At 40.0% G+C, this 22965-nt stretch carries 26 protein-coding genes and 4 tRNA genes; 21 read left to right on the plus strand and 9 right to left on the minus strand.

Annotation, left to right across the window (positions count from 1 at the left end):
- Positions 1–39: 39 nt before the first annotated feature.
- The 4 genes from PF327_RS09925 to PF327_RS09940 all read left to right on the plus strand — a co-directional run bounded on the left by PF327_RS09925 (position 40) and on the right by PF327_RS09940 (position 2203).
- A complete protein-coding gene (locus tag PF327_RS09925; RefSeq protein ID WP_289402410.1) occupies positions 40–648 on the plus strand; it encodes a hypothetical protein in 609 nt (202 codons plus the stop codon).
- Entirely contained in the window at positions 638–1552 is a 915-nt protein-coding gene (locus PF327_RS09930) for an AAA family ATPase (protein ID WP_289402411.1), read from the plus strand. Before PF327_RS09925 ends, PF327_RS09930 begins: the two co-directional genes overlap by 11 nt.
- A gap of 9 nt (positions 1553–1561) precedes the next feature.
- Positions 1562–1882 (plus strand): hypothetical protein, encoded by a 321-nt coding sequence (locus tag PF327_RS09935; RefSeq protein WP_289402412.1) that lies wholly within the window; start codon positions 1562–1564, stop codon positions 1880–1882.
- Positions 1883–1951: 69 nt separating this feature from the next.
- Positions 1952–2203, plus strand: coding sequence for a hypothetical protein (locus PF327_RS09940; RefSeq protein WP_289402414.1), 252 nt, complete (start codon positions 1952–1954; stop codon positions 2201–2203).
- A gap of 44 nt (positions 2204–2247) precedes the next feature.
- Here PF327_RS09940 and PF327_RS09945 read toward each other — a convergent pair whose 3' ends face one another.
- Positions 2248–3372 (minus strand): tyrosine-type recombinase/integrase, encoded by a 1125-nt coding sequence (locus PF327_RS09945; protein ID WP_289402415.1) that lies wholly within the window; start codon positions 3370–3372, stop codon positions 2248–2250.
- A 218-nt stretch (positions 3373–3590) separates the two neighbouring features.
- On the opposite strand from PF327_RS09945, the gene PF327_RS09950 reads away from it, so the two are divergent.
- From PF327_RS09950 to hisS, 8 genes are all read left to right on the plus strand, one after another.
- A tRNA-Gly gene (locus tag PF327_RS09950) sits at positions 3591–3666 on the plus strand.
- A gap of 34 nt (positions 3667–3700) precedes the next feature.
- Positions 3701–3776, plus strand: a tRNA-Gly gene (locus PF327_RS09955).
- Positions 3777–3810: 34 nt separating this feature from the next.
- A tRNA-Gly gene (locus tag PF327_RS09960) sits at positions 3811–3886 on the plus strand.
- A 34-nt stretch (positions 3887–3920) separates the two neighbouring features.
- Positions 3921–3995, plus strand: a tRNA-Gly gene (locus PF327_RS09965).
- A gap of 80 nt (positions 3996–4075) precedes the next feature.
- Positions 4076–4606: a UbiX family flavin prenyltransferase gene (locus tag PF327_RS09970; RefSeq protein ID WP_289402416.1), complete on the plus strand. Its 531-nt coding sequence runs from the start codon at positions 4076–4078 to the stop codon at positions 4604–4606.
- Positions 4599–5081 (plus strand): pantetheine-phosphate adenylyltransferase, encoded by a 483-nt coding sequence (gene coaD, locus PF327_RS09975; protein ID WP_008241974.1) that lies wholly within the window; start codon positions 4599–4601, stop codon positions 5079–5081. Before PF327_RS09970 ends, coaD begins: the two co-directional genes overlap by 8 nt.
- Positions 5081–5662, plus strand: coding sequence for a dTMP kinase (tmk, locus tag PF327_RS09980; RefSeq protein ID WP_289402417.1), 582 nt, complete (start codon positions 5081–5083; stop codon positions 5660–5662). The genes coaD and tmk overlap by 1 nt, the downstream gene beginning before the upstream one ends.
- Complete coding sequence (hisS, locus tag PF327_RS09985) at positions 5659–6870, plus strand: histidine--tRNA ligase (protein WP_289402418.1); 1212 nt, start codon at positions 5659–5661, stop codon at positions 6868–6870. The genes tmk and hisS overlap by 4 nt, the downstream gene beginning before the upstream one ends.
- 43 nt (positions 6871–6913) lie before the next feature.
- Here hisS and PF327_RS09990 read toward each other — a convergent pair whose 3' ends face one another.
- From PF327_RS09990 to PF327_RS10010, 5 genes are all read right to left on the minus strand, one after another.
- Complete coding sequence (locus PF327_RS09990; protein WP_289402420.1) at positions 6914–7525, minus strand: porin family protein; 612 nt, start codon at positions 7523–7525, stop codon at positions 6914–6916.
- Positions 7526–7696: 171 nt separating this feature from the next.
- Positions 7697–8284, minus strand: coding sequence for an ABC-type transport auxiliary lipoprotein family protein (locus PF327_RS09995; protein WP_289402422.1), 588 nt, complete (start codon positions 8282–8284; stop codon positions 7697–7699).
- Positions 8281–9192 carry an MlaD family protein gene (locus PF327_RS10000; RefSeq protein WP_289402423.1) on the minus strand — a complete coding sequence of 304 codons (912 nt, stop codon included), beginning with the start codon at positions 9190–9192 and terminating at the stop codon, positions 8281–8283. The genes PF327_RS09995 and PF327_RS10000 overlap by 4 nt, the downstream gene beginning before the upstream one ends.
- A complete protein-coding gene (locus PF327_RS10005) occupies positions 9185–9958 on the minus strand; it encodes an ABC transporter ATP-binding protein (RefSeq protein WP_289402425.1) in 774 nt (257 codons plus the stop codon). Before PF327_RS10005 ends, PF327_RS10000 begins: the two co-directional genes overlap by 8 nt.
- Positions 9955–11058 (minus strand): ABC transporter permease, encoded by a 1104-nt coding sequence (locus PF327_RS10010; protein ID WP_289402426.1) that lies wholly within the window; start codon positions 11056–11058, stop codon positions 9955–9957. Before PF327_RS10010 ends, PF327_RS10005 begins: the two co-directional genes overlap by 4 nt.
- A gap of 24 nt (positions 11059–11082) precedes the next feature.
- On the opposite strand from PF327_RS10010, the gene speA reads away from it, so the two are divergent.
- The 3 genes from speA (at position 11083) to PF327_RS10025 (ending at position 14932) form a co-directional block, all read left to right on the plus strand.
- Positions 11083–12993, plus strand: coding sequence for a biosynthetic arginine decarboxylase (gene speA / locus PF327_RS10015; protein ID WP_289402459.1), 1911 nt, complete (start codon positions 11083–11085; stop codon positions 12991–12993).
- A gap of 2 nt (positions 12994–12995) precedes the next feature.
- Positions 12996–13697 carry a serine O-acetyltransferase gene (cysE, locus tag PF327_RS10020; RefSeq protein WP_289402428.1) on the plus strand — a complete coding sequence of 234 codons (702 nt, stop codon included), beginning with the start codon at positions 12996–12998 and terminating at the stop codon, positions 13695–13697.
- Between the two features lie 68 nt (positions 13698–13765).
- Entirely contained in the window at positions 13766–14932 is a 1167-nt protein-coding gene (locus PF327_RS10025; protein WP_289402429.1) for a pyridoxal phosphate-dependent aminotransferase, read from the plus strand.
- A 54-nt stretch (positions 14933–14986) separates the two neighbouring features.
- Here PF327_RS10025 and PF327_RS10030 read toward each other — a convergent pair whose 3' ends face one another.
- Positions 14987–15544 carry a DedA family protein gene (locus PF327_RS10030; protein WP_289402431.1) on the minus strand — a complete coding sequence of 186 codons (558 nt, stop codon included), beginning with the start codon at positions 15542–15544 and terminating at the stop codon, positions 14987–14989.
- A gap of 58 nt (positions 15545–15602) precedes the next feature.
- On the opposite strand from PF327_RS10030, the gene PF327_RS10035 reads away from it, so the two are divergent.
- From PF327_RS10035 to PF327_RS10055, 5 genes are read left to right on the plus strand one after another with little or no spacing between them, the layout of a single operon-like run.
- Positions 15603–16517, plus strand: a complete 915-nt coding sequence (locus PF327_RS10035; RefSeq protein WP_289402432.1) for an AEC family transporter — start codon at positions 15603–15605, stop codon at positions 16515–16517.
- A gap of 33 nt (positions 16518–16550) precedes the next feature.
- Positions 16551–17768: a saccharopine dehydrogenase family protein gene (locus tag PF327_RS10040; protein WP_289402433.1), complete on the plus strand. Its 1218-nt coding sequence runs from the start codon at positions 16551–16553 to the stop codon at positions 17766–17768.
- Between the two features lie 3 nt (positions 17769–17771).
- A complete protein-coding gene (gene elyC / locus PF327_RS10045; RefSeq protein WP_289402434.1) occupies positions 17772–18527 on the plus strand; it encodes an envelope biogenesis factor ElyC in 756 nt (251 codons plus the stop codon).
- Complete coding sequence (locus PF327_RS10050) at positions 18528–19256, plus strand: TIGR02453 family protein (RefSeq protein ID WP_289402436.1); 729 nt, start codon at positions 18528–18530, stop codon at positions 19254–19256.
- A gap of 8 nt (positions 19257–19264) precedes the next feature.
- Positions 19265–19696 (plus strand): thiol-disulfide oxidoreductase DCC family protein, encoded by a 432-nt coding sequence (locus PF327_RS10055; RefSeq protein ID WP_289402438.1) that lies wholly within the window; start codon positions 19265–19267, stop codon positions 19694–19696.
- A gap of 422 nt (positions 19697–20118) precedes the next feature.
- On the opposite strand, the gene PF327_RS10060 is transcribed toward PF327_RS10055, so the two are convergent.
- Both PF327_RS10060 and PF327_RS10065 read right to left on the minus strand, forming a co-directional pair.
- Positions 20119–20490 carry a DUF2237 family protein gene (locus PF327_RS10060; RefSeq protein WP_008241942.1) on the minus strand — a complete coding sequence of 124 codons (372 nt, stop codon included), beginning with the start codon at positions 20488–20490 and terminating at the stop codon, positions 20119–20121.
- Between the two features lie 122 nt (positions 20491–20612).
- Positions 20613–21983 (minus strand): protein-disulfide reductase DsbD family protein, encoded by a 1371-nt coding sequence (locus tag PF327_RS10065; protein WP_289402439.1) that lies wholly within the window; start codon positions 21981–21983, stop codon positions 20613–20615.
- 103 nt (positions 21984–22086) lie between these two features.
- Here PF327_RS10065 and PF327_RS10070 point away from each other — a divergent pair, with 103 nt between their 5' ends.
- Positions 22087–22956 carry a DMT family transporter gene (locus PF327_RS10070; protein WP_289402440.1) on the plus strand — a complete coding sequence of 290 codons (870 nt, stop codon included), beginning with the start codon at positions 22087–22089 and terminating at the stop codon, positions 22954–22956.
- Positions 22957–22965 lie beyond the last annotated feature (9 nt).

Consider the following 22965-nt stretch of genomic DNA (forward strand, 5'->3'; position numbering starts at 1 on the left):
ATATGTGGATGACGCCTTTTTTAATAAAAGGAGTCTACAATGACTTATAAAAAATTTAAGCCTACTGGTTATAATCCAGAGCAACCAACGCAAGCTGATATAGTTAACCTATTCTTTAATGGATTGGAGAATGAAGAAGATACCAACCAGTTCAATAGGTGGATTAACACTTTAACAATGTTCCAAACATCAGGTAAAGATCAATGTTATTTTTGCCTTCTCCCAACACTAGATGCTTTGGTTCAAGCCTACTTCAATGGACTGAATACACAAGAAGACATCATTAATTATATGCGATGGGTCGAAGGTATTCAACTATGCCAAACAACAGATAAAGACGAACGGTCTATTTTCTACTACCCGTATTTTGTTTTTGTAAGCACCTGTTCACGTTATAGTGAGGATGGTAGATTGAAGGAAACTAGTGTTGTCGCTTCGCCAAATCAAAAACATCGCACCGAATCAAATTTGCTTGACACTCTAGTGCCACCGATTGGTTATGAAGAGTATGTTGACTTCAACTATGTCATCATCAATCACGATCACAATGACATCTTGATATCAACTGATTTTATACTTTCTCCAAAAAAAGACCACCTCGCTGAGTTACACGCACTTGGATTTGTGGAGGCTTCAGATGACCAATAAACAAGACAATCGCTCATGGTACATGAAGTACCAACCAAGAATTTTAGATGAAATGATTCTGCCAACAAGTAGACCTGATATCGTTCAAAATATCGCTAAATCATACAATGATGGCTTCATTAGAGGCAATATGCTTGCTAGTGGACAGCATGGACTCGGTAAAACCTCTCTCACAGAACTGATGGCTAAAAAAGTTGCAAAGCACCCTAGTAACATCATACGAATGGATAATAATAAAAAGAGACTTGGGGAGATACACTCATGGTTGATAAAAATGACCCCACAAGATGATGGACAGCTAGTTGTGATTATCGAAGAGATTGACCGTTTAGCTCCTGCTATTCAAGACGAACTCAAATCAAGCGGTATACTAGAAAAATACCAAGAAAGATGCACGTTCCTCGCAACGACAAACTATCCAGACAAGGTTGACCCAGCCTTGCTTGATAGATTCAACATTCATATAGTGTTTAAAGAGTTACCTGACAATGATATCTTTTCAAAGTTGTCATACATAATTAAAGCAGAAGGAATAGATTATGAAGATGATGACCTAAATAACTTTCTAGAAGCTCGCAGGGGTAGAAGCCTTAGAAGCATCATTAGTGAAGCTGAAAATATATCCGCTACAGGAGTCTTTAGTCCCTACTTCTATTATGAGCACGAAAACGAACCTCATGCTTTAAGTGAAAGAATATACAGAGATACTCTCAAAAGCCTAAATGATAAGTATGGCATGACAATGACACGAGAGGAAGTAATAGAGGTGATACACATCAAATCATCAACAGCTGATACTAGGATAAAAGAGGGATACGGCTTTCCGAGAGGAATCCCAATCAAAAAAGGTCAGATGATTTTCCCAGCGGCAAGCGTAGCTGCCTATATTGCAACAGTTCGCTAAGGAGAAAAGATGAAACAACAAACTTTAGCTAAATTATATTATTTAAAAAAACAAGGAAAGAATATATACTTAAGTATTTTAACGGAAAATCTTCGTCGGATCTTCGCTTACAGTAGTGAAAACTTTAAAGATTATGATGTGCTTTTTGAGTCAACTGCAAAACCAAAAGGGGAATTACTCATAAAGCAGAAAATCATAACGGACTTACATAAAAACCATATTATAGCTAACACCAAATCTTTTAAAGCCGAAAATATATTTACCTTTAATAAAAATGTTCTCAAATTAACAACACCTTTAAACAAGGAATTTGTATGTATGAGTTTATAGCCGTTATCCCTAGCCCGTATATCAAGAGACAAAAACCTAATGTTCAAATAAACCAATTCAGGAATGTTCATGAGCTGGGTTGACCACCAGCTCATGAACTCAGAATTACAATTATTAAAAGAAAGACATCAAAATAAAAGCTATCTCATAAAAAAAGAAATGGCCGTAGAACTTCGTATAAGTCAAAGGACTTTGGATAGAAGAATTAAAGCGGGAGTAGATATCCCAAGATATAAAGAAGCAAAAACAGGGAGAATAATCTTTCCATTATCAGCCATAGCTGAGTATTACGCTTCCAATTTAGTTAGAACACACTTCTAGTGTTCTAAAACATAAAAATGGCTTAGAAGCATAATTATGAGTGATTAATCATATAGGTTAATCACTTCAACCATACCACTATCTGGAGCCAGTTTAGCATATCTCATTGTATGTTTAATATCCCTATGATTCATCAACCTTTGGATAGTATAAATAGGAGTACCCTTAATAGCAAGATGACTCGCAAAAGTATGTCTTAAAGTATGAATTACTACCCTATTTTGACGATCATCTACATCCAGCCCGACATTAAAGAGTTTATCAAGAATTTTTTTCATCTTACGCTGAATTGCCCTCTTATTCCCGTATTTAGTGCCAGTATAGATACTATCATTAGGACGCAATTTATCAAGTTTACCTTCTAACAGTTTTACTATCTCATCGTTTAAGAAAGCAGTATAGTAATCATCCTTCTTATCATCTATCAACAGTACTCTTCTTCCTGCAATATTTATATCCTTTTTCTTGATGGATGCTACAGAATTCAAACGACCACCAGTACCCAAAGCCAAGGCAGTAAACAACTGTAAATTACTATCGTAAAAGGATACTTCTTCTCTTAGAATATCAATCTCTTTTTTTGTAAGATATCTTTCTCTGGCATTGTTGCTCTCTGTTAGCATTTGGATATTTTCAGTCGGGTCATCCTTAAAATGAACCAGCTTCTTTTTCATACCATATTTAATGATAGCCTTCAGTTCATCTATATATTTATTGATTGTGGCATTTGCCAAACTTTTCTCACCGTTAGCTTCTCTTCTACCCTTAGCACCAAATCGTACCTTTTTAAGATGCTCCTGAAAGCCTATAAGGTCGCTCTCTCTTATTTCGGATACCAACCTATTACGAAAGAATGGTTTTATCTCTTTCTCAAATCTAGACAACCGTTCATTGTACGTTTCAGTATTGAGTTTAGTTTTATGAAAGTGTTCAGCCAGCTCACTTAATCTCATATCAGCTGACCTATCGATACCATGTTTCATTTCATTGATTAAATCAGTTCTGACCTTGAAGCAATATGCTTCTCTAATACCCTCCGAGTGTCTACCAATAACCTTATCATAACGTTTACCCTTGTGGGTATATCTTACTGCATAAGACTTATCACCATTATCTAACTTATAGTAATAGACACCTGTGTACTTCCTTGAAGTAATACTTTTAGCCATGTTAAAATCCTTTTTTATTTATTTTAACAATCCCACGTAAATCCCACACATACGTGTCAATAAATGTCCATTTCTGTCTATATTATGTCTAGATCGGAAGTTCATCCAACCACCTCTAAGCCCCAGTTTAAGTATGTTTGGGTAATATTCGACGTGGTTTGTCTTAAATCGGATTCTGTGTCCGACCTGCGGTACCACCAAAATATACATAAATACATGCGGGCGTAGCTCAGTGGCTAGAGTTCCTGCCTTCCAAGCAGGCTGACGAGGGTTCGAATCCCTTAGCCCGCTCCACTTTCACAAATTATTTTACACACATGATCAATATGCGGGCGTAGCTCAGTGGCTAGAGATCCTGACTTCCAAGCAGGCTGTCGAGGGTTCGAATCCCTTCGCCCGCTCCACTTTCACAAATTATTTTACACACATGATCAATATGCGGGCGTAGCTCAGTGGCTAGAGGTCCTGCCTTCCAAGCAGGCTGTCGAGGGTTCGAATCCCTTCGCCCGCTCCACTTTCACAAATTATTTTACTCACATGATCACTATGCGTGAGTTTCTCAGTGGTAGAGCATAACCGTGCCAAGGTTGGGGTCGACGGTTCGAACCCGTTCGCCCGCTCCATAACTATCCAATCTTGAAACCAAGTCCTAAACTCTTAATTTCTTTTGCTATAATCCCTTTTATAAAAAATAAGGCATAGTATGAAACTCGTTGTGGCAATTACCGGTGCAAGTGGTGTTCAATTGGGTAAGAAGTTTGTCGACTTTTTACCTGAGCACATTGATGTCCATGTGATCGTTTCAGATAATGCCCTCACTGTAGAGTCTTTTGAAAACAAAAATGTGACCTTACACTCCAGTGAGAATATCGCAGCGTCTGTCTCTTCGGGTTCGTTTAGAGTGCATGCAACAGCGATTATTCCTTGTAGTATGAATACCTTAGCGAAGGTAGCCTGCGGGATCAGTGACAACCTTGCCACACGTGTCGCAGCTGTAGCGATCAAAGAGCAGAAGAAGTTACTGCTTGCCCCCAGAGAACTTCCGTTTTCTGCCATAGCATTGGAGAATATGCAAAAACTGGCCACACTGGGAGTCATCATCGCACCTCCTGTGATGGGATACTACTCTGAATCCTCTTCTTTGGAAGATATGGAGAAATTTATCATTGGAAAATGGTATGATGTATTAGGTATTGACAATAATCTATATGAAAGATGGAGTGAACATGAGTGAAAATAGACGTGCAATATACCCCGGAACGTTTGATCCTATAACCAATGGGCATATAGACATTATCAGTCGGGCATCTCATATGTTTGATGAGATCATCGTCGCCGTAGCAGACTCAGAGGCCAAAAAACCGATGTTCACACTTGAACAACGCATCAATATGGTAAAAGCTGCAACAAAAGACTTTCCTACAGTAAAAGTCATAGGATTTCGAGGTTTGCTTGTGGATCTTTCAGATGAATTAGAAGCAAATATCATTGTAAGAGGACTGAGGGCAGTCAGTGACTTCGAGTATGAACTTCAGATGGGGTATGCGAATGCTTCTTTGAAAAAAGAGTTAGAGACCGTTTATCTTATGCCGAGCCTGGAACATGCTTTTGTCAGTTCATCCGTGGTTCGTTCTATTTTAAACTTCGATGGGAAGATAGGACATCTTGTGCCTGCTGAAGCATTTAAACTCATAAAGTGTGTCCTTTAATGTATGTACTTTTTGAAGGTATAGACACCTGTGGGAAAAGTACGCAGATCGAACTGATCTCACAAAAACATCCTGAGATCATCGTCACACATGAACCCGGAGGCACGGCATTCGGTCAAAAGGCCAGAGAGATCCTCCTTTCTGATTCATTAGCTTCCAAACGTGCTGAACTCCTGCTCTTCTTGGCAGACAGAGCGGAACACTATCAGGAAGTGATCTCCCCAAATCAAGATAAGGTCATCATCTCTGACAGAGGATTTCTCTCTGGTATAGGGTATGCATTGGCAAACGGTGACTTTGATTTTGATGAGCTTGTGAGTCTGAACCGATTTGCACTAGAGGGGCATTTCCCGGACAAGGTCATCTTGTTTTTGACCGATATGAAAACACTGGAAGAACGGACTTCTGTGAAATGTCTGGATGGCATTGAGCTTAGAGGCTTGGAGTATCTTTTAAAGGTACAAGAGCATATGAAAGAGAGTATACTCAAACTTGGTATCCCTCATCTTTTTGTAGATGCGACAGAAGATATAGAGACCATACACACACATATAACAGACTATTTAAGGAATACACTATGATCAACCCGCTACGTGGAATGAAAGACCTCACTTTTGAAGAGAGCGAACGTTTTGAACATATCATCAACACTGCTTCAACTATCGCAAAGCGTTACGGTTATGGATATATTGAGACACCTATTCTTGAAGAGACCGCACTCTTTAAGCGTTCGGTAGGAGAAAGCTCTGATATCGTAGGGAAAGAGATGTACCAATTCATCGATAAAGGTGAAAATGATGTCTGTATGCGTCCTGAAGGTACAGCAGGTGTGGTTCGGGCCTTTATCTCTGCAAAGCTTGACCGCCAACCGGTCAAACAAAAGTTCTACTACTATGGACCGATGTTCCGTTATGAAAAACCGCAAAAAGGCCGTCTAAGAGAATTTCATCAGTTTGGATGTGAGAGCTTTGGGGAAGGATCTGTCTATGAAGATTTTACTATCATCACCATGATTGCACAGATCTTTAATGCATTGGGTATCGGCTATGAACTACAGATCAATTCACTTGGTTGTAAAATATGTATGCCAAAGTATAAAGAGACACTGGTTAGCTCGTTAACGGAAATCAAAGAGGAACTTTGTGAAGATTGTAACAGAAGAATAGGAACCAACCCTATCCGTGTTCTTGACTGTAAAAATGATACATGTCAAACATTGCTTGTAGAGTCTCCTAAACTTAAAAACTATCTTTGTGAAGAGTGTGACCCGGACTTTAAAAAGCTCAAAGAGCTACTGGATCAAGAAGGTATTAAATACACCGTGAATGACAACCTTGTAAGAGGTTTGGACTACTACTCAAAAACAGCCTTTGAATTTGTAAGCAGCGAGATCGGTGCACAAAGTGCTATCGCAGGTGGTGGACGTTATGACAGGCTTGTTGAGTTCCTAGATGGGAAACCGACTCCTGCCGTAGGATTTGCTCTAGGGATCGAGCGTATTATGGAACTTGTGAAAATGCCTGAAAAAGAGGCTGAGGGTTACTATATGGGTGCGATGACTCCAGAGGCTATCCCATCACTGCTCAAACTTGCAACAAAAAAACGTCTTACGGATAAAGTAACAGTTGAGTACAGCTCCAAAGGTTTTAAAAGCCATATGAAAGGTGTAGACCGATCCAATGCCCAATATGCTGTTCTCATCGGGGAAGATGAACTGAAAAATGGAACTCTATGGATAAAAGATCTTGAAACTAAAGAAGAGCGAGTCATTGCTATCAATGAACTCTAAATGATGATACGAAACCTCTAGGTTTCGTATCAATTTTTACTTCTTAGAAGTTATACATCACACCTGCAAGGATAGCATCTCCATGTGGTCCTTCTATTAGTGAATGTTCATACTCAGCGAGCAGTTTATACTTTTTATTGAGTGCATATTCAATACCTGCACCAAATACAAAATCATCTTCTCTCTCATCGATATTAAGTTCTGAGATCTCTTCCCACTCGAACTCATATCCTACTTTACCGAAAATACCCAGTTTATGTGTCGCTTCATACGTATACACGATGTCTAATGCTGATGTGTGGTATGTTGATGTAGCTTTTACTTCATCATGCGCTGTGATCTCATACACAGTATTCTTACCATAGGTATAGTCATACTCAAGTGCAAACCCATTACCCAGTCTGTACCCTATATCGATACCAAAGCCATAACCATAGTCATTATCACCATCAAGGAGTGCTTCACCATGTTGGATCTCATCACCCAGCAACATCATACCGGCAACTACAACATAAAACTTTGACTCTTCATGATGTCCATGTGCTACTTCTTCTAAAACTGGTTCATTTACCGTTACAGGAGCTATATCTCCTCCGGCAAAAAGTTGTGTTGTCAAGTGTGCTGAAAGTGCAGCTATTACCAACGATTTTTTCATCTGTTTTTCCTTTTTATGAATACTATCAAATAATTAATATTATAAATGTTAATAGGTATTTACTTAAAAAAACAATTTTTACTGGATAAAAAGTAATTTTTGATCAAATTTCCTGATAATTCTAAGATTTTTCACTTTTGCACTAAATAAAATAAATCAGGCATATCAATATTATTTAAGCCACCTCAAGAGATCTTGACTGAGTTTGGCAATGATTCTATTGGTTGCAATCGCATAGCCTTTGGCATCTGTGGTTAGAGTAGGTTCCTGGTAAGAAAATCTTTTACTTTTTACCAGTCTACCCCTATCTTCATCAATAAGGGTGAACTGTATGGAAACCACAGCATAAGAGTCTCTGCCCCGTACCTGGTGTTCAAAATCAAAAATAGTACTTTCTAGTCTATAGTTCTCTTCAAGGGTTGACATATCTGAAAGTACGACTTTAAAGAGTCTACTGCTATCTAACACTTCTATGAACGTACCTTGCAAAAGCCTGCTCATGTTATTAGACCATTGGGAATTTTGGTAGGTTCCTCTATCATTCATTGTATAGGAAAAGCGCATTTTTTCAGACATCGGTTCTTTGATACTTTGTGGAAATGTCACTTTGATACTTTTGTCTTTATAGGCATTAGCACGCTCTATAAGTATCTGAGGTGCATTTAGACTATAGACGTTAAGTACAGGTGCTTTGCTACATCCTATGAACCCTGCTACTATCATCATACTCACTATATGGGTAAGTCTACTTTTTCTCATTCCCCCGGTCCCTTTCTTAAAGTTCTGGATTTAAAAAGCAAATCACTAGGATTTTGTTCGAGTTGTCTTGATACTGTATTGAGCTGATTGGTCAGTATGCGTATCTCTATGAGCATAGGTTCAAAGATCTGTTTGAGATTATAATCCCCTCTTTCTATGGTATTCTCCACTTTGAGTGTTACACGATTAAAATTCTTACTTGTTTCCATCAATCTATCGATGGTAGGTATAGAAACTTGCTTAATTTCTGCAAAATCTTGTTGTATCAATTTAAAATCCCTATTCATACTTGCCAGAGATTCTCTAAATTCATCCAGTGTCACTATGACTTTATCTTCCAGTTTTTCACCTTTGGCTGTCATTTGTTCTATGTTATCAAAAATCTTTCCCAACGTTTCAATGTTATCATCTGAAAGCAGTTTTTGACTCTGCATTAAAAGCGCTTCAATTTTTCCGCTGGCGCCACCGATGTCACCTGCTAACTGTGTAAGGAATGAAGGTCTTGTTTTAATCAGCGGTATATAGTCATCCGTAGGAACCAAGGTTTTAGCTGCATTTGTACCACCTTCGATCTCTATTGACAAAAGTCCCGTCACACCAAACATGGCAGTATGCGCTACCATATCCTCTTTGATGGGTATGCCTTTTTTTATTTTGACGAATATTTCAACTTTTTCGATATCTTGAGGATTAATTCGTATATTGCTGACACTCCCGACATCTACACCACGTAATTTTACATTGGAGTCTACAGAAAGACCTGCAACAGACTCATATATTTCAAGTTTATAGATATCAAATTCTTCTTGAAGATCATATTTGGCAAGCCAAAAACCAAACCATACCATACCTGCGCCAAAAAGTAATACGAAGATACCTACAATGGTATAATTGACTCTGCTATACATCTTTAACCTTATCCTTGAATCTCTCTTTAGTGTACTCATTCTTAAAGAATTCTTCTACAAAGGGATGTTGTGATTGTAACACATTTTCCAATGAGCCCTGTGCAACAACCTTTTTATCTGCCAAAACGGCCATCCTGTCTACAATACTGAAAATACTCTCAAGGTCATGGGTGATCATGACAACAGTGATACCCAGAAGATCACGCAGTTCCACGATCAATGCATCAAAATTGCGTGCACCTATGGGATCCAGTCCTGATGTAGGCTCATCTAAAAATAGGAGCTTCGGTTCCATCGCCAATGCTCTTGCAAGGGCAGCACGTTTTACCATCCCTCCACTAAGCTCGGAAGGGTATAAACTGCCTACATGAGGCTCTAATCCAACAAGTGCCAACTTGGATCGTACCAGTTTATCTCTCATCTCTTTTGAGACATCCGTATACTCCTTAAGCTGTACTTCTATATTTTCTGCGACCGTCAAAGAGGAGTAGAGTGCTCCAAACTGGAAAAGCACACCCCAGTCACTTCGTAAGGCCTGTGCCTCTTTAAAACCTATTCGGCTTAATGATTTACCCAAAACACTTATTTCCCCTGCACTCGGTTCAAGGAGCATGATCATCTCTTTCATCAGTACGGATTTTCCTGAACCACTTTCACCCAAGATCGCATAGATCTCATTTTCATCAATATGAAGGCTCACGCCATCATGAACTGTTCTTTCTCCAAACCGTGTAACGACATCATTTACCTGAATAACTCTTTTCATAGTCCAAGCTCCGTAAAGATCACAGAGAAGAGTGCATCAAATGCGATCACTAAAAAGATCGAGTTCACCACTGATGCTGTCGTATGAAGCCCTACACTCTCTGTATTATAAGAGACTTGAAATCCTCTAAAACATCCTACAGCAGCAATCAGGAATGCAAAGACCGGTCCCTTCATCATACCGAGTAGATAGTGTTTCACTTCCAACACTTCATAAAGCCTTTGGGTAAAGAGTCCCATAGAAATATCCAGCTGCATACTTGCAGCGACCATACCACCCAAGATACCTATAAGGTCGGCAAAGAAGATCAACAACGGCAGTGCTACCATCAAAGCGAAGATACGCGGAAGGACCAAAAAAGTATAAGGATCAAACCCCATCGTACGCATCGCAGCTATCTCCTCTGTAATTTTCATCGCCCCTATTTCAGCCGTGTAGGCAGAACCGCTGCGCCCTGCAATGACAATCGCAGTGATCATAGGCCCCAACTCCCTGGTAATAGATATTGCAACGGTATCTACGATGAAAATATCTGCGCCGAACTTGGCCAACTGAACAGACCCCTGATAGGAGATAACCATCCCTACTAAAAATGATGTCAAGGCGATGATGATCAGGGCATTGAACCCTGATTGGTGAATATGGTATATGGTCTCTTTAAAACGTATATCTTTAGGTTTTACAAAAGTATGGAACATCGCATAGAAAAGATGTCCCAAAAAGGTAATGAAACTCTTTATTTCATCCAATATTTCATAGGTTCTCCTACCCAAGTTTTCGAGCATACCTTTTTTTCTGGGAGGTTCGATCTGCGGGATATGTTTATGAAGCAGCGTATACATATCTTTTTGATTCTCTGTATACCCTACGATCTCAACCTCTGTCTCTTTTTGAAATCGTTCATAATAGTCTATAAAAAGCAAGACACCAGCACTGTCAAAATCACTGATACCTGAGACATCCCAAACGATCCTTTTATCATAAGGAATTTGAAGTAGTTCTTTTTCTATATGAAGTACAGTACCAAGCATCCATTCTCCGGTAGAGATAAGCCTAAGGTGATCCTGGTCTTCTTCATACGTTAAGAACTGTTTCATCATAAGAAATATTATAGGTAAGATTAGATTAAGTTTGGCTATAATTATCATAATAAAACACAAGGCACTACTATGAAAAATTTTGGTTTAGACATTTGGGGTGATGAAAACTTTATCATTCAGGGTGATACTATCAATATCAATCATGCCTCTAAGCCATCACTGCTCTCCATTACCCAAGAGATACGTGAAAAAGGCTATAAAGGACCACTTCTACTTCGTTTCCCTCATCTTCTGGAGAAACAGATATCTACACTCTTTAAGACGTTTGAAAAAGCCAAACAGGAATTTAAATATAAAGGAAACTTTCAAGCTGTTTTTCCTCTCAAGGTCAATCAATTCCCGAATTTTGTGCATGCACTGATGGATGTTTCCAAAAATTACAACTATGGCCTCGAAGCGGGAAGTAAGGCTGAAATTATCATTGCGATGACCAAAACCCCTCTGGGTGCACCTATTACAGTCAATGGCTTTAAAGACAAAGAGATGATATCACTTTGTTTCATTGCTGCAAAGATGGGACACAATATTACCGTTACCATAGAAGGTTTGACTGAGTTGGAAACGATCATACAGGTCAATAAAGAGTTTAATGAGGATGCAGAAACACCTATCTCACCTAAGATTGGTGTACGTATACGTCTCCACAGTTCAGGTATAGGTATCTGGGCAAAAAGCGGAGGATACGGTTCCAAATTCGGTCTTACCTCTACAGAGCTTCTTGAAGCCTATGAAATGCTGAAAGAGCATGCGCTTTTAGACTATCTCTGGATGATCCATTTTCATATAGGTTCACAGATGGGAGACATTGCTCCACTTAAAAAAGCATTGAGAGAAGCCGGAAACATTTATGCAGATCTCAAAAAACGTGGGGCAGATGCACTTGGTGCGATCAATCTTGGTGGAGGTCTTGCTGTTGAATACAGTCAACACGAAGATAAACAGGAAAGAAACTATTCTCTACGAGAATTTGCCAATGATGTGGTTTTCCTTATGCAGGATATCTCTAAAAGAAAAGGTGTAGAAGAACCGGATATTTTTACCGAGTCAGGACGTTATATTGCCGCTTCGCACTCTGTTCTGGTCGCACCTGTACTTGAACTCTTCTCTCAAGAGTATACAGAGAAAGGACTGCGTCTAAAAGAGGTCAATCCTCCGCTTATACAAGAACTCTATGACCTTTACAACTCTTTAAGCCGTGCACGTGCAAGAGAGTACCTGCATGACGCACTGGATCATATGGAGAGCCTTCTCACACTCTTTGATCTAGGTTACATTGACCTTGAGGACCGTTCAAATACAGAGATCCTTGTAAACCTTATCATCAAGAAATCTATCGCCTTGCTCAAAAATGAAGACAGTGATGAACTTAAAAAACTGCAAGACCGTATACAGGAAAAGTACCTTGTCAACTTCTCAGCTTTCCAGTCACTGCCTGACTTTTGGGGATTGGAACAACACTTTCCTATCATGCCTCTAGACCGTTTGGATACCAAACCGACCAACCCTGCAAGCATTTGGGATATCACTTGTGATAGCGATGGTGAGATAGGCTTTAACCGTGATCTACCATTGTATCTACATGATATCGATGTGGACACAGAAGAGTACTTTTTAGCCTTTTTCCTAACAGGGGCCTACCAAGAGGTCTTGGGGATGAAACACAACCTCTTTACCCACCCTACTGAAGCGGTGATTAACTTTAATTCAGAAGGGAATTATACGATAGATAATCTGATCGAAGCACAAAACATTATGGATATTTTAGATGATCTGGATTATGATACCTATCTCATGGATAAAACACTCAAATACAATATCGAAGAGTCTGTACATCTTAATAGTGAAGAGAAACGTGAACTTTTAGGAAAACTTTACCTTTATTTAAGTGAAAACAGCTATCTTAAGACCATACAAGCCATTGACGAGGAGCGTTGAAATTGAACCCATTTAGTCTTATCAAAGAAGATTTTCTTAATGTAAAAAGGAATGACCCTGCCCTGCACTCAACCTTTGAACTCTTTTTTAACTATCCTGGGTTATGGGCACTTTTGTTTCATCGTATCGCCCACTCGCTTTACAAAAAAGGACTACGATTCCTTCCACGACTTATCTCTGCTATTGGACAGTTTCTCACAGTGATCGATATACATCCCGCTGCAACCATCGGCCGCAGGGTTTTCATTGACCATGGTGTTGGAGTGGTTATAGGAGAAACAGCGATCATCGGGGATGATGTGATCATCTATCAACAGGTCACGCTTGGTGGGGTCAGTCTTACCAAAGGCAAAAGGCACCCGACGGTAGAAAATGGTGCAGTCATCGGTGCAGGCGCTAAAGTGCTGGGGAATATTACCATTGGGGCCAACTCCAAAGTCGGTGCCAACTCAGTTGTGGTGAAAAATGTACCGGCCGATTCAACTGCAGTTGGTATCCCCGCACGTGTACTTAAACGCGGATTCGATAAAACCCCGCTCAGCCACGATAAGATCCCCGATGTCAACAAAGAGATATTTCAATATCTTCTCAAACGTCTTGCAGTACTTGAAACCGCAATTGAAACCGGTGACAATGCACATATTAAAGAAAAAGACCATGAGCTCGATGCACTTTATGACAACTTTATCCATTCTATGGATTAGAAAGTTCAACGGCTTTTTTTAACGCATTTTTTGCTACAATTATCCAATTTATAATCAAAGGTTTTAATATGCTTTCAGACCGTATACAAACACTGTCTCCTTCACTGACTATTGCTATCTCTTCACTTGCTCGTGATTTAAAAGCGCAAGGAAAAGATATTCTTTCTTTCTCTGCTGGTGAACCGGATTTCGGGACACCTCAACGTATCAAAGATGAGGCTATCAAAGCGATCAATGATGGGTTTACACAATATACTGCTGTACCGGGTATACCCGAGCTTTTGGAAGCTGTAGCATCCAAACTAAAAAGAGACAATAACCTTGACTACGCACCTTCAGACATCATCGTGAGTAATGGGGCGAAACAGTCGCTTTTTAATCTTTTTCAAGCAGTACTGAATGAGGGTGATGAAGTGATCATTCCTTCGCCATATTGGGTCACGTATCCTGAGTTGGTTAAATATGCAAGTGCTGTACCTGTCATTGTAGAAACTAATGAGATCAGTGGATTCAAAATGACTGCTGATCAGCTCAGTGCTGCTATTACACCTAAAACAAAAATGGTCATATTGACTTCTCCATCCAACCCTACAGGTTCAGTCTATTCTAAAGAAGAACTTGAATCACTGGCCGCAGTACTTGAAGGTACGGATATCATGGTAGTCAGTGATGAAATGTATGAGAAGCTTGTCTATGATATTGACTTTGTAGCTGCAGCAAGTATCAGTGAAGATATGTTCCAAAGAACTGTCACCGTGAATGGTCTCAGTAAATCTGTAGCGATGACAGGATGGCGTTTTGGATACTTGGCAACACCTAACAAAGAACTCATAGCTGCCATGAACAAACTTCAAAGCCAAAGTACATCAAACATCAACTCTATTACACAAAAAGCAGCTATCCCTGCACTGCTTGGTGAAGTCGATGCCGAAATAGAACAGATGAGAAGAGCGTTTGAAGGAAGAGCAGAAGAGGCAGTGAAACTCTTTAATGAGATCAACGGTCTTTCCGTACTTAAACCACAAGGTGCATTTTACCTCTTCGTCAATATCAAAGATATCTCGAATGACTCTATAGAGTTCTGTAAAGAACTGCTTCAGTCAACAGGTGTTGCTGTCGTTCCAGGTATAGGTTTCGGAGCTGAAGGTTACTTCAGATTCTCATTTGCTACTGATATCACAACGATCCGTGAGGGTATCAGACGTATCGAAAAGTTTGTACAGAGTAAAAAGTAAGTCCCTTTTTATGCTGTAGACCAAGAAAACATCTTGGTCTACATTCACTTTAAACTACTTTTTCTTCTTGGTCATATTTTCCATAGCAAACCATACAGCACCTATAATACTAAACAAGATCACCGGTGCGATCCATGGATTTATTTTAATATACTCAAACACTGCAATGATAGCCTCACTTGAATAATACGCACTCAATCCTATCGTCAATACAAAGACAATAGAGGCAAAAACGTTATAGAAAGCGAACTTTTTAAAGTCATATTTGGCAAGTGCCATAGAGAGCGGTACAAGGGTTTTGATCCCATAAAGAAACTTCTGTATGAAAATGGCCCATACTCCATACTTACGCATGATGAGCGTTGCAAGGGCTATTTTACGTTTATGTTTTGCAAAATAAGGCTGTATCTCTTTTTTCTGGTATTTTCCCAGATAAAATAAAAAGATATCTCCTAAAAAGTTTGATACTGTTGCCACAGCCAATGCAATACTTAAGTCCATATTACCCATAAATGAAAATACACCTGCTGCTGCAACGATAAAGAGTGAACCGCCAAATGCAAAAAATGCAATAGCCAAATAACCCCAAGTCTCTAAAGAAGAAAAATCCATAAAAAATCCTAAATATGTTATTAAAGAATCATACCCAAAATAAGTTATAATCCTTCTCATGATTGAAACACTAATGAGCATACTCTTTGTCTATGTTTTTATACTTTTAGGCTATATGGCTAAACGCATCTTCAAAGAAGAGATGAATCCAAAAACGCTGACAGTGATGTCTGTCTACTTTTTACAACCCTTTGTCACCATCTGGGGTTTTAGTACAGCCAGGCTGCACAGTGAACACCTTTATGTCCCACTGATCTATCTTGCTATTATTCTACTTCTTCTCTTTCCGACCATCCTGTTAGGAAAAGCTCTTTTCACCGATCCCAAAGAGAGAGCCATCTTTTCCATCGCAGGATTTGTAGGAAACACAGGGAACATCGGTATCCCACTAGGGATCGCCCTCTTTGGAGAAGCCTCTGTTATCTATACGACCCTTATCAATATCGCCAATGTATTTGTCGTGTACATTATCGGTGTCTACATCTACTCGCGTGGTTCATTCAGTATCAAAGAGTCACTCATTAACATTATCAGAATCCCTATTATCCCGGCTTCTATTGTGGCGATACTCATCAATATCTATGAGCTGCCTCTAAGCACTGAGATCATTGAATTTTTCAAAATGGGAGCCTATGCCGGTATCGTCCTGCAACTTTTTCTGCTGGGGACATTCCTCCAGGGCATATGCATCAAAGAGCTGCATCCAAAGCTCTTTATAGGAACGATCAGCCAAAAATTCATCATTGTCCCGTTGGCTACTGCCTTCATTCTCTCTTTGACAGACTTGGCACTTTTTGTACAAGGTGTGATCTTTATGGAGATGATGGTACCTCTGGCCGTTGCCAACATCAATCTGGCTTCCCTCTATAACTGCCGACCGAAAGATGTCACTTCACTTATACTGCTGAGTACACTTTTGTTTATGCCACTCTTATTTGGACTTAGCTATGTCATAAATCACTACTATTTGTGATAAAATAACCAAATAACTTTACTAGGAGTTCTTATGTCTAAAAATACCCTTATCATCGGTGCCGGTGGTGTCGGAAATGTTGTTGCTTTCAAGTGTGCGATGAATGCTGATACCTTTGGCAATATCACGTTGGCAAGCCGTACGCTCAGCAAGTGTGATGCCATCGCTGCAAATGTCAAAGAAAAAACAGGCGTAGAGATACAGACACGGGCGGTCGATGCAGATTCCATACCTGAACTGAAAGAACTCATTGCTGCTACGGGTGCAAGTATTGTCATAAATGTAGCGCTTCCCTACCAGGACCTTACCATTATGGATGCCTGTGAAGAGATGCAGGTAGATTACCTCGATACAGCGAACTACGAACACCCTGATACAGCAAAATTCGAGTACAAAGAGCAGTGGGCTAGAGATGAAGAGTTTAGAAAAGCAAACATCATGGGACTTCTTGGATCCGGCTTTGACCCTGGAGCCACCAATGTATTTTGTGCCTATGCACAGAAACACTATTTCGATGAGATCCATACCATAGACATTCTTGACTGTAATGCAGGAGATCATGGGTATCCTTTTGCTACCAACTTCAACCCTGAGATCAATCTTCGTGAAGTCTCCGCGAAAGGACGATATTGGGAAAACGGCGAGTGGATAGAGACAGAACCGATGGAGATCATGCAGGTGTGGGATTACCCGGAAGTAGGACCAAAAGATAGTTACCTGCTCTACCATGAAGAGATGGAGTCATTGGTCAAACATATCAAAGGGCTGAAACGTATCAGATTTTTCATGACGTTCGGACAAAGTTACCTGACACATATGAAGTGTCTGGAAAATGTGGGTATGCTGGGGATCAAGGAGGTCGAACACAAAGGGATGAAGATCGTTCCTATGGAATTCCTCTCTACCCTGCTTCCTGACCCTGCAAGTCTGGGACCGCGTACCAAAGGAAAAACGAATATCGGTATCTTTGCCAAAGGACTCAAAGACGGTAAAGAGAGAAGTATCTACATTTACCAAGTCAGTGATCACGAAGAGTGTTATGCAGAAGTAATGAGCCAGGGAGTAAGCTATACAACGGGTGTACCTGCTATGATCGGAGCAAAACTGATGCTCGAAGGCAAATGGGAAGGCAAAGGTGTCTTTAACCTGGAACAGCTTGACCCAGATCCATTTATGGAAGAGATGAACAAACAAGGGTTACCTTGGAAAGTCATGGAACTTGGAGAGGATGAGACAAGGATCGTAGAGTAGATAATGGATTTTTTACTCAAAAAGTTTATCTCTATGTTCTTAATGCCCCTTCCTCTTGGGGTATTTTTCATCGTTTTGGCTTTGGTCTTACTCTACAGAGACAAAACCAAACCAGCAAAGTTCATGCTTACATTGAGCATCTTATGGCTATTTTTCTTCTCCTATCCACCTATTTCCAACACACTGCTATATAGTCTTGAGTCAAACACTCCGACACTTCATAAGGCACCTGAAAATATCAAATATATCTATGTGCTAGGCGGGGGGCATCATACGGATATGAATTTGCCCATTACCTCTCAGATCCTTGAAGCCTCTGTTGTAAGACTCAATGAAGGTATACGCCTCTACCATCAACTAGACGAAGAAGCAAGTATCATTGTTTCAGGATACAGTGGATTGTTTGATCCCACCACCCATGCTGTCATGCAAAAAAAATTGGCCCTGGCTTTAGGTGTCAAACAAGAGAAAATCATACTTCGTCCTGAACCAAGAGATACAGAAGAGGAAGCCATAGCTGCAAAAACATTACTGGGAGAGAGGCCATTTATCTTAGTGACCTCAGCCTCTCATATGACAAGAGCTCTAAAGTTCTTTAAGAATAAAGGACTCAATCCCATACCAGCACCAACGAACCATCTAGCAAGCACACAACATTTAGACTATACAAAATTCTTTTCTTCTGGTGCACTTGAAAAGTCCCGTATCGTATTTCATGAAATACTTGGTCTTATCTGGCAGAAAGTAAAAGGAATCTAAATGCAGTTTACAGGTTTTCCAAGAGAAGCGCTTACCTTCCTCGATAACATCATCATCAATAACTCCAAAGAGTGGCTGGATGACCATAAAGAGGAGTATGAGAAGTACATCGTTGCACCCAACAAAGCCTATGTGGAAGAGATGGGTGAACATCTGCAGATACTGGTACCTCATATACATGCCATACCCAAAATAAACAAGTCTCTCTTTCGTATCTATCGTGATGCCAGGTTTCATAGACTTGACCCGATCAAAGAACGTATAGGTATCATATTTTGGCAGGGTACCACGCACCGTATGCAAAGCAGTTCTTTTTATATGCATTATGACCCTTTTGAGGTCTTTGTCGCTACAGGCATACGGAATTTCAAGCCGCCCTTACTTGCAAAATACAGAGAGTACATCAAAAACGATGCAAAGAGAGAAAGTTTGCATCACATCCTAGAAGAGCTCAAGAGAAAAGGCTATACGGTACCCGAACCCCAATTCAAACGTTATCCTGTAGGTCTAGACAAAGAGGATACCTATGCCTATCTCTACCTCTATGGTGCAATGTATGCCTATACAACCTTCCCTCCTGATGAGATATTTCACTCCGAAGCGATCATAGAGAGGAATTTCAAGATCTATGAAGATATGCTTGACCTACACCAATGGGTCTATGAACTTACTTGTGTGACAGATTGTACTTCAGAAGCACACTACCAAACTGCACCTTTTGCTATTTAAAGATAAAAATGGGACTCACCTATCCTTCTTATAATCCCAGCTGGTTCAAAGTTCAAAAAAAGAAGAGGGTTGTTGTCTTCGATGGAGTGTGTTTTTTTTGTAACAAGTGCATAGATATCCTCATGAAACTAGACAAAAATAAAACTTTAAAATACACCTCTTTACAGGGTGCATTTATGAAAACGCTGAATGTAGAACAAGATTTACAAAGCATAATCTTGTATGAAGATGGAGCACTCTATTATAAGTCCACTGCTATCTTAAGAATACTAAGAAGTTTGGGTGGCATATGGATCTTGACAAATATCTTTTATCTCATTCCAAAAGTAATAAGAGACTATATCTATGACCTTATAGCTAAACACCGTTATAGTATATTTGGAAAGATGGAGCATTGTCGGATGCCTAAAAAAGATGAACAGGATTTATTTATCGATTAAGCTATTCAACTACACACTCATTACACACAAATTTGTTACTATGTGACAGTGACAATAATCCTAGAGTTTAGGAGATAGGTAATGGGTCTTCATGTCTCAGACTTGGTAAGAGTTACGGAGGCATCGCAGAGATGCGACGACTAAGTGAAAATCTGGAAATCCAGGTGACACGCATAGACCAACGTACTTATCACGTTTTGCACACAGAGAGCTACGAAATCATTTCTAGTAAACTTCCTTTAAGGGGACTACTCTTTAGTCTTCCTTCTCTGTGTATGCACTATGTAACTGTCACTTTTAAGATCGTGCGCTTATGTCTCTTGTTTTAAACAGAAAGTCATTCTTCTCTTCAGGAGGCAGGCGTACGAGATAAGTATCACTCTCCCAAATCTATTATCATAAAATGTGTATGTGTTAGACGACTATAGATCTATAGCATATTGTTTCAATGTTTCCAGATCGATCAATTCAAGCATTTTTTTATGTGTTGCATGGATAAAGATCTGTGGTGCCATACCATCCAGGTGTGCTTTCACAAAACTATGACCTCCTAGACACCAGCTTTGTCCGGGTTTCACCCCTGCAAAATTATACTCCGGTATGGGTGTAGAGAGATCATTTCCCACTTTTTTGGAGTATTCTAAAAATTCCTCTGTCGCATAGATGCACACCGCATGCACCGCAGGATTATGATCACCCGTATTACAGTAGCCATCTCTATGAAAGCCAGTGAGAGGCTTCAAACTGCACGGCTCTAAGGGTTCACCCAAAACATTTAATGATTCTTCCATCATGATCTGTCCTTTGTTCTTATTTGAAAAATTATAACTAAAATGCACAGTCACTTGGCAACAATACCTCTCTTTCCAAAACATTTACAAAGAGAGGTGTACATTTGATGCGTTTGAAACCTTTTTTACTCTGCTATAAGATCTAATGTATCATAAAATTCTTCAGGTTCTTGATACCCGTAAAACTTTGCATCTTTTATCTCTTTACCATTAGGACCGATGAAGACAAAACCTGGAGGTCCAAAAACTTGGAACATTTGTTTGATCTCTTCTATCTTTATATCTGTTTTGTCACTCATGTTGACACTCACGGCCACATAGTCTTTTTGAAGTTTTTCTTGTACTCTTTGGTCTTTAAAAGTCGTGTCCCTTAAGTGTTTACAGACCGGACATGTATCGGTATGGAAAAAGACGACCATCGTTTTGTTTTCATCCATCGCCTGTCGTCGTTTTATATCATAGGCTGTAATATTGGCGATCTCCTCAAAAGGCAAGGCACCGGAGAGTTTGACCTTCCCATCCTGCAGATACGTTACAGAGGTTTTAGGAAGAGGATGATAGATATCTTGTTCTCCATACCCTGCACCTACCATAAGTATAATACCCCATATAAGTAGCACCGTAGCCAATGCTTTTTGAAGTTTTTTCCATCCGCTGCTCTCACTGTCAAGTGCCTGTGTCGCACCAAGATAGATACTGACACCCACAGCATAGATACCCCAGAGTAAAAGGGTATTCACAAGTTCAAGCGTAGAAAATATCTCTATAGCTACACCAAGAAGCAGTGCCCCGAAGACATATTTCACCTTCTCCATCCATGCACCGGCTTTAGGCAGTATATATCCGGCACCCACACCCAATAAAATGAGCGGTACTCCCATACCTAAAGCCAAAAAGAACATCGTCATGGCACCCAGTACAGGATCACTTGAAGAGATCGCTACAGATAAGAACGAGATCAGTATAGGTGAGACACAGGCACCCAGGATCAGTGCTGAGATCATTCCAAGCAGGAAGACCATACCCAATTTTCCACCTTTGAGACCTTGTGACTCTGCATTTAGTTTAGACTGTATGAAGGAGGGAAGCTCTATCGTAAAAAGTCCGAACATGGACAATGACATAACAACAAAGACCATACTCATCGCACTGATAGCCCAGATATTTTGAAAATAGGACTGTAACTGTTCACCTGTTGCTCCTGCCAGTGCACCCATAAGCGCGTAGGTCACTGCCGTACCCAGAACATAAGAGACAGAGAGTATCACCGCTTTTGTCTTGGTAATATTTTCCCCCTGACCTGCAATAACACTGGAGACTATCGGTACCATGGGTAAAACGCAGGGTGTGAAGGTCAGTAAGATCCCCGCGACAAATGCACCCAACATCATATGCATCGTACTTTGTACAAACATACTCTCTCCGGCAAAAAGAGAGGTACTAGAGAGTAGAAAAAAGAGAATGAGAACCGTTTTTTTAGAATTTTTCTGATACATATACCCTGCCTTGATGATTTATACTTATTATCTTACTCTATTTAGGCTGTACTTTATGTGTAGTAGAGTTTCGATACAATAAGTTAAAAAACAAAGGGAACAGATGACAAAGGAAAGAGAAGGTGAAATACTCATGGTTGGCCTTGCCATACTTGAGTCCTGGTTTCCCATATTCTCTATCGTCGCTATGTCCTACATAGGAGCACTGCATACCTATACCTATTCTCTTTTCATCGCTTTAATCTTTTTTATCGTAATCATGTTCAAACGGGATAGATTTAAAGAGCTTAAGAACAAAGAAGCCTACAAAGACCTGCTTCTTACAAGCTTTTGGATCACTTCACTCTTTGCATTCGTTTTCATAGGAATGCGATACACTACTGCTGGGAATATGGCAGTCATTATATTCCTGCAGCTGCTTTTTTCTTACCTCTACTTCAATCTCTTTGGAAAAGAGAAGATGCATACTTTACATCTATGGGGTGCTTTTATTATGGGGATTGGAGCGCTCATCATCCTCATTCCTGATGAAATGATATTCAATAAAGGCGATCTGCTTATCTTGGTTGCAGCTGCCATTGCACCTATTGCCAATCTCTACCAGAAAAGAGCGCGTGAATTTTGTTCTTCAGAGACCATTCTGGGATTTAGAACATTCGTTGGTCTGCCTTTTATAGCCCTTATGGCATGGGCCTTTGAACCTGCTGTAGAGTACGATGCATTTGTGGCGGCTCTGCCTTCATTACTGTTTATCGGTATTTTAATCTATGTCGTTTCAAAGATCATGTGGATAGAAGCGCTACACCGTACATCTATTACAAAACTGTCGGCTATGCTGGGACTGGTCCCCATGATGACGCTTATCTTTGCCTACTTCTACCTCCATGAAGTGCCAGAACTTCGTCAAGTCTTAGGTATCATTCCTATACTTGTAGGTGGGTATCTTCTAACGAAGCCGTTAAATGAAATATGAGCATTCCGG

The organism is Sulfurovum xiamenensis, assembly GCF_030347995.1.
Classification (GTDB): Bacteria; Campylobacterota; Campylobacteria; order Campylobacterales; family Sulfurovaceae; genus Sulfurovum; species Sulfurovum xiamenensis.

Excerpts from the sequence above, each read along its gene's own strand:
- PF327_RS09945 (WP_289402415.1), bottom strand. The coding sequence starts at position 3,372 with ATGGCTAAAAGTATTACTTCAAGGAAGTACACAGGTGTCTATTACTAT.
- PF327_RS10065 (WP_289402439.1), bottom strand. The coding sequence starts at position 21,983 with ATGTATCAGAAAAATTCTAAAAAAACGGTTCTCATTCTCTTTTTTCTA.
- PF327_RS09990 (WP_289402420.1), bottom strand. The coding sequence starts at position 7,525 with ATGAAAAAATCGTTGGTAATAGCTGCACTTTCAGCACACTTGACAACA.
- PF327_RS10035 (WP_289402432.1), top strand. The coding sequence starts at position 15,603 with ATGATTGAAACACTAATGAGCATACTCTTTGTCTATGTTTTTATACTT.
- PF327_RS09935 (WP_289402412.1), top strand. The coding sequence starts at position 1,562 with ATGAAACAACAAACTTTAGCTAAATTATATTATTTAAAAAAACAAGGA.
- elyC (WP_289402434.1), top strand. The coding sequence starts at position 17,772 with ATGGATTTTTTACTCAAAAAGTTTATCTCTATGTTCTTAATGCCCCTT.
- tmk (WP_289402417.1), top strand. The coding sequence starts at position 5,081 with ATGTATGTACTTTTTGAAGGTATAGACACCTGTGGGAAAAGTACGCAG.
- PF327_RS10050 (WP_289402436.1), top strand. The coding sequence starts at position 18,528 with ATGCAGTTTACAGGTTTTCCAAGAGAAGCGCTTACCTTCCTCGATAAC.
- PF327_RS09930 (WP_289402411.1), top strand. The coding sequence starts at position 638 with ATGACCAATAAACAAGACAATCGCTCATGGTACATGAAGTACCAACCA.
- PF327_RS10055 (WP_289402438.1), top strand. The coding sequence starts at position 19,265 with ATGGGACTCACCTATCCTTCTTATAATCCCAGCTGGTTCAAAGTTCAA.
- PF327_RS10025 (WP_289402429.1), top strand. The coding sequence starts at position 13,766 with ATGCTTTCAGACCGTATACAAACACTGTCTCCTTCACTGACTATTGCT.
- PF327_RS10005 (WP_289402425.1), bottom strand. The coding sequence starts at position 9,958 with ATGAAAAGAGTTATTCAGGTAAATGATGTCGTTACACGGTTTGGAGAA.
- PF327_RS10030 (WP_289402431.1), bottom strand. The coding sequence starts at position 15,544 with ATGGATTTTTCTTCTTTAGAGACTTGGGGTTATTTGGCTATTGCATTT.
- coaD (WP_008241974.1), top strand. The coding sequence starts at position 4,599 with ATGAGTGAAAATAGACGTGCAATATACCCCGGAACGTTTGATCCTATA.
- PF327_RS09995 (WP_289402422.1), bottom strand. The coding sequence starts at position 8,284 with ATGAGAAAAAGTAGACTTACCCATATAGTGAGTATGATGATAGTAGCA.
- PF327_RS10010 (WP_289402426.1), bottom strand. The coding sequence starts at position 11,058 with ATGATGAAACAGTTCTTAACGTATGAAGAAGACCAGGATCACCTTAGG.
- PF327_RS09970 (WP_289402416.1), top strand. The coding sequence starts at position 4,076 with ATGAAACTCGTTGTGGCAATTACCGGTGCAAGTGGTGTTCAATTGGGT.
- PF327_RS10000 (WP_289402423.1), bottom strand. The coding sequence starts at position 9,192 with ATGTATAGCAGAGTCAATTATACCATTGTAGGTATCTTCGTATTACTT.
- PF327_RS09940 (WP_289402414.1), top strand. The coding sequence starts at position 1,952 with ATGAGCTGGGTTGACCACCAGCTCATGAACTCAGAATTACAATTATTA.
- PF327_RS10040 (WP_289402433.1), top strand. The coding sequence starts at position 16,551 with ATGTCTAAAAATACCCTTATCATCGGTGCCGGTGGTGTCGGAAATGTT.
- hisS (WP_289402418.1), top strand. The coding sequence starts at position 5,659 with ATGATCAACCCGCTACGTGGAATGAAAGACCTCACTTTTGAAGAGAGC.
- PF327_RS10060 (WP_008241942.1), bottom strand. The coding sequence starts at position 20,490 with ATGATGGAAGAATCATTAAATGTTTTGGGTGAACCCTTAGAGCCGTGC.
- PF327_RS10070 (WP_289402440.1), top strand. The coding sequence starts at position 22,087 with ATGACAAAGGAAAGAGAAGGTGAAATACTCATGGTTGGCCTTGCCATA.
- PF327_RS09925 (WP_289402410.1), top strand. The coding sequence starts at position 40 with ATGACTTATAAAAAATTTAAGCCTACTGGTTATAATCCAGAGCAACCA.